General features: G+C 77.9%; 7 protein-coding genes. 3 read left to right on the top strand and 4 right to left on the bottom strand.

All coding sequences use genetic code 11. The features are described 5' to 3' along the window. Window positions 1–24: 24 nt before the first annotated feature. Window positions 25–816 (top strand): transglutaminase-like domain-containing protein, encoded by a 792-nt coding sequence (locus tag GTR00_RS14550; RefSeq protein ID WP_166612329.1) that lies wholly within the window; start codon window positions 25–27, stop codon window positions 814–816. 49 nt (window positions 817–865) lie between these two features. Here GTR00_RS14550 and GTR00_RS14555 read toward each other — a convergent pair whose 3' ends face one another. Beyond that, a complete protein-coding gene (locus GTR00_RS14555) occupies window positions 866–1,201 on the bottom strand; it encodes a TraR/DksA family transcriptional regulator (protein WP_166612323.1) in 336 nt (111 codons plus the stop codon). Window positions 1,202–1,311: 110 nt separating this feature from the next. Here GTR00_RS14555 and GTR00_RS14560 point away from each other — a divergent pair, with 110 nt between their 5' ends. After that, a complete protein-coding gene (locus tag GTR00_RS14560) occupies window positions 1,312–2,334 on the top strand; it encodes an NADP-dependent oxidoreductase (RefSeq protein WP_166612324.1) in 1,023 nt (340 codons plus the stop codon). Window positions 2,335–2,380: 46 nt separating this feature from the next. Continuing rightward, complete coding sequence (locus tag GTR00_RS14565; RefSeq protein WP_166612325.1) at window positions 2,381–2,839, top strand: pilus assembly protein CpaE; 459 nt, start codon at window positions 2,381–2,383, stop codon at window positions 2,837–2,839. 114 nt (window positions 2,840–2,953) lie between these two features. On the opposite strand, the gene GTR00_RS14570 is transcribed toward GTR00_RS14565, so the two are convergent. The 3 genes from GTR00_RS14570 to GTR00_RS14580 form a co-directional block, all read right to left on the bottom strand. After that, the gene (locus GTR00_RS14570) at window positions 2,954–3,859 is read right to left on the bottom strand and encodes a proteasome assembly chaperone family protein (protein ID WP_166612326.1); all 906 of its coding nucleotides are present in this window, start codon (window positions 3,857–3,859) and stop codon (window positions 2,954–2,956) included. A 44-nt stretch (window positions 3,860–3,903) separates the two neighbouring features. Then, on the bottom strand, window positions 3,904–4,404 hold the full coding sequence (nrdR, locus tag GTR00_RS14575) for a transcriptional regulator NrdR (RefSeq protein WP_166612327.1): 501 nt from the start codon (window positions 4,402–4,404) through the stop codon (window positions 3,904–3,906). 162 nt (window positions 4,405–4,566) lie between these two features. Beyond that, window positions 4,567–4,926: LysM peptidoglycan-binding domain-containing protein (locus GTR00_RS14580; RefSeq protein ID WP_166612328.1), on the bottom strand; the 360-nt coding region annotated here is incomplete at its 5' end.

Consider the following 4,926-nt stretch of genomic DNA (forward strand, 5'->3'; position numbering starts at 1 on the left):
CCCACCTCCTCCCCCACGACCTCCGTGCGCGCCGAGCTGCACCTGGACGCGGACGCCCCCTCGGAGGCCGCCCTGGCCGTCGCCGCGGCCCGCCGGCCCGGCGTGCAGGTGCTCGCCGAGGAGCTGCGCGTGGACGGCCCCGACGGCGCCGTCGAGCTGCAGGCCCTGCACGCCGGGCACGGCGCGCTGCTGCACCGCTTCACCGCCCCCGCCGGCGCGAGCACCGTGCGCTACTCCGCCACCGTGCGCGTCGAGCGCGGCGCGGCGGCGCCGCTGACCGGCCTGGAGCGCTGGGAGCTGACCCGGCCCAGCCGCTACTGCCCCGCCGACCGCCTGGGCGCCCTCGCCGCCCGCGAGTTCGGCGACGTGCCGCGCGAGCGGCTGCCCGCGGCGGTGGCGGCCTGGGTGCACGAGGAGCTGGACTACGTGCCCGGCTCCAGCGGCCCCACCGACACCGCGCTGGAGACGCTGCTGACGCGGCAGGGCGTGTGCCGCGACTACGCGCACGTCACCACCGCGCTGCTGCGGGCGCTGGACGTGCCGGCGCGGCTGTGCTCGGTGTACGCCCCGGGGCTGTCGCCGATGGACTTCCACGCCGTCGTGGAGGCCGCACCGGCCGGCGCGTGGGAGGTCGTCGACGCCACCCGGCTGGCGCCGCGCGCCGCGCTGGTGCGCATCGGCACCGGCCGCGACGCCGCCGACACCGCCTTCCTCACCACCTCCGGGCCCGTGCGGCTGGAGTCGCTGGAGGTGCTGGCCGTCGTCGACGGCGAGCTCCCCGGCGAGGACCCCGAGCGCGGCGTCGTCCTCGCCTGAGGCGCCGGGCCCGCCCGGGCCGCTCACCGGGCGGGGCGGGCCCGGCGGCTCACAGCTCCTCGTCCGCCAGCGTGGCGGCGTCCGGGCGCGCCTCCAGGCGCTCCTCGGGGATCGGCTTGCCGGAGACGACGGACACGCCGTACGTGCCGGCCTCGAGGCGCTTGAGGGCGTCCTCGACGCTGTCCAGGCGGCGGCGGGAGGCCTCCAGCAGGCCCTCGTTCTCCGCGGCGAAGCGCTCGTGGGTGCCCTCGTCGCCGAAGTCCCGCCCACCGGTGGGCAGGTCGGAGGTGGTGCCGGCCTCGATCCCGTCGGTGAAGCCGTCGATCGTCTCCTGCAGCTCGCGCCGCAGCTCGAGCAGCCGTTCGCGCGCGACCTGCGTGTCCATCGTGTCCGTCCCCTCGTCGTGCCGTGGTCGTGCGCCGTGGGCGCCGACCGCTGTCGGGCACGTGTCTACCCCGCCGGGCGCCGACCGGCACGGCGGGCGATGGTGGGGGCGTGAACGCACGAGAGGTCCGCCTGGCCCGGCGCCCGCGGGGGGAACCCGTCCCCGACGACTTCGAGATCGCGCAGGTGCAGCTCCCGCGGGTCGGCGAGGGGGAGGTGCTGGTGCGCACCCTCGTCATGTCCGTGGACCCCTACGTGCGCCCGCGCATGGACGACGTGCCCAGCTACACCCCGCCGTACCGGCTCGGCCAGCCCCTCGACGGCGGGGCCCTGGGCGTGGTCGAGGAGTCGCGCGCGGACGGCTTCTCCGCCGGGGACCTGGTGCTGCACGGCCTGGGCTGGCGCACGCACGCCGTGCTGCCCGCCGCGCGGGTGCGCCGCCCGCGGCTGCCGGCGGGGGTCCCCGAGACGGCGGCGCTCGGCCCGCTGGGCATGGTCGGCTTCACCGCCTGGGCGGGCCTGTTCGACGTGGCGCGGGTGCGCGAGGGCGAGACGGTGTTCGTCTCCGGCGCCGCCGGCGCCGTGGGCAGCCTGGTCGGGCAGTTCGCGAAGCTGCGCGGGGCGGGCCGCGTGGTGGGCAGCGCCGGCGGGCCGGAGAAGGCCCGGCACCTGACCGCCGACCTCGGCTTCGACGCCGGCATCGACTACCGCGAGGGGCCGGTCCTGGAGTCCCTGCTGCGGGCCGCGCCCGACGGGGTGGACGTGTTCTTCGACAACGTCGGCGGCGACCACCTCGAGGCGGCCGTCGCCGCGGCCAACGACTTCGCCCGCTTCGCGCTGTGCGGCAGCGTCTCGGCGTACAACTCCCCGCGCGACCTCGCCTCCGCCCCGCCCGGCCCGCGCAACCTCTCCTCGATCGTCGGCAAGCGGCTGCGGCTGCAGGGCTTCCTCGTGGGCGACCACGAGGCGCGCCGCGAGGAGTTCCAGCGCGAGGTGGGCGGCTGGCTGGCGCAGGGGCGCCTCGTCTTCCGCGAGACCGTGCGCGAGGGCCTGGAGGCCGCGCCCGGCGCCCTGATCGGCCTGCTGCGCGGGGAGAACACCGGCAAGATGCTCGTGCGCCTCTCGGCGCGCTGAAGCCCGCCGCCTCGCGCTCCTCGCGGCACCGGGCCATGCTGAGCGGGTGATCTCCGTCGACCTCGCGCTGCGGCTGAAGGCCGCCGGGCTGGAGTGGCACCCCGCGGCGGGCGACCGCTTCGTCATCCCGGACCGGGACATGGACGAGGACGTGTTCACCCTCAGCGACATGACCGTGGAGGTGCACGACCACCCCACCGGGCGCGTCATCGGCTTCAACGGCACCACCGAGTGGGCGCTGGACTCCGTCGACCAGCCCGAGGCGTGCTGGCTGCCGGCCGAGCACCAGCTGCGCGAGCTGCTCGGCGAGAGGTTCACCCGCCTGGAGCGCCGCGACGTCGGTGACGGCGTCGTGCACCGGGTGCTGCTGCTCGACGAGCACGGCGCCGACGCCTTCGAGGCGCCGGACCCGGCCGACGCGTACGCGCAGGCGCTGCTGCACCACCTGTCGGGCGCCGCGGGCGGCAGCTCGGGCACCGCCGGGTCCACCACCGCCGCCACCTGAGCGGCACCTGAGCACCACCACCGCGGCGCGCGCGCCGGTGCACCGCCGCAGCGCCCGGCCGCCGGGCCCCGCGCGGGGCCCGGCGGCCGCCTCACTCGGCGCCCAGCGGCCGCCTCACTCGGCGCCCGGCTCCTCCTCGCGGCGCGCCAGGAAGCGCTCGAACTCCGCCCCCAGCTCGTCGGCGGTGGGCAGGAACGCCCCCGCCGCGCCCGTGCCGCTGCCCTGGTCGCCGCGGGCGTCGTACTGCTCCTCCAGGGCGCGCACGACGGCCGCCGCCTCCGGGGAGTCGGCCACCTGCGCGTCGACCTCCACACGGGTGGCGGAGGCGGCCTCCAGCAGGCTGCCCACCGGCAGCGACAGGCCCGTGGCGCCCGCCAGGGTCCGCACCAGCACCGCCGCGGCGTCCGGGTAGTCGTTGCCCGCGAGGTAGTGCGGCACGTGCGCCAGCACCGACAGCACGTCGCGGCCGGCCTGCGCACCGCGCAGGGCCAGCAGCGCCGCGGCGTGCCCGGGCACCTGCGCCTCCACGTCCCACGTGCGGTAGCCCTCCAGCAGCTCCGGGCGGCTGGCGCTGGCGGTGACCCCGCTGGGGCGGGTGTGCGGCACCGCGGTGGGCGCGGCGCTGAGGGTGGTCGTCAGCCCCACCCCGAGGCGGTCGGCGAGCTGCCAGACCGCGCGCGCGAAGCGCTCCCACTGCACGTCCGGCTCGGGGCCGCTGAGCAGCAGCAGCCCCTCCCCCTCGGCGTCGCGCAGCAGCTCCACCGTCAGCGTGGGGGCGTCGAAGCCCTCCCAGCGGTCGCCGGCGAAGGTCATCGTGGGGCGCCGCGCCCGGTAGTCGTGCAGCTGGTCGACGTCGAAGGTGGCCACCACCTCGCGCTCGCAGACGTCGCGCAGGTGCTCGACGGCCAGGCGCACCGCGGCGCCGGCGTCGACGAAGCCCGACAGGGCGACGACGAGGTGGGGTTCCACCAGCGTCGGCGGCTCCCCCGCGAGGGTGTACAGCGACCCGGGATCCAGCATGGCCCCATTCTCGCCCCGCCCGCCGGCGCGGGTGGGCCCGCCCCTCAGGCGCGGGCGGTGGCGGCGGCCGGCTCGCCGGCGCGGCGCTCCAGCTCGGCGGCGCGCTCGGCGCGCAGCTGCTCGATGGCCACCTCGAAGTCGGCGAGCGAGTCGAACGCCTGGTAGACGGAGGCGAAGCGCAGGTAGGCGACCTCGTCGAGCTCGCGCAGGAACGGCAGGGTGGCCAAGCCGACCTGGTGCGCGTCGATCTCGGCGGCGCCCTGCGCCCGGATCGCCTCCTCCACGCGGTGGGCGAGCAGGGCGATGTCGTCCTCGCTGACGGGCCGGCCCTGGCACGCCTTGCGCACGCCGGAGGCGATCTTCGCGCGGCTGAAGGGCTCGCTGGCACCGGAGCGCTTGAGCACCGACAGGCTCGCGGTCTCCAGGGTGGTGAAGCGCTTGGAGCAGTTGGGGCACTGGCGGCGGCGGCGGATGCTGCTGCCGTCCTCCGTGGTCCGCGAATCGACCACGCGCGAATCCGCGTGCCGGCAGAACGGGCAGTGCACCCCAGCTTCCTCCCACGCAGCGCCGGCGCCACCGGCACCGCACCCGGCCCGCAGGGCCGGTGCGGGACCCGGGGACGGCCCGGACTCCCGATCGTCAGGTGACGGTACGTCGCCGGTGTCGGTGGGGGCAACCTGCCCGGCGCGGCTGGGGACGGCCCGTGCTCAGCGGGCGCCGGGCAGGGCGGCGGGCAGCACGAGGCGCTGACCGGCGCGCAGGGCCTGGGAGGCCAGGCCGTTGGCCTCGGCGATGTCCGCGGCGACCTCCCGCCAGTCCCGCCCGGGCGCCAGCTCGACGGCGATCCGGGACAGCGTCTGGCCGGGCAGCACCGTGACCGTGCGCGGGCCGGCCGCGGCACCGGCCCCGCCGCCGGCGGTGGCCGGCTCCCCCGCGGCCCCGGCCACCGCCAGCACCACGCCGGTGAGCACGCCGGTGAGCACGCCGACCGCGGTGCACGTCACCGCCAGCCGGCCGCGGCGGGTCAGGCGCAGCGGCCCGCGGGGCGCGGTGGCCGGGCGGCGCAC

Source organism: Kineococcus indalonis (assembly GCF_009906395.1).
Lineage (GTDB): Bacteria > Actinomycetota > Actinomycetes > Actinomycetales > Kineococcaceae > Kineococcus > Kineococcus indalonis.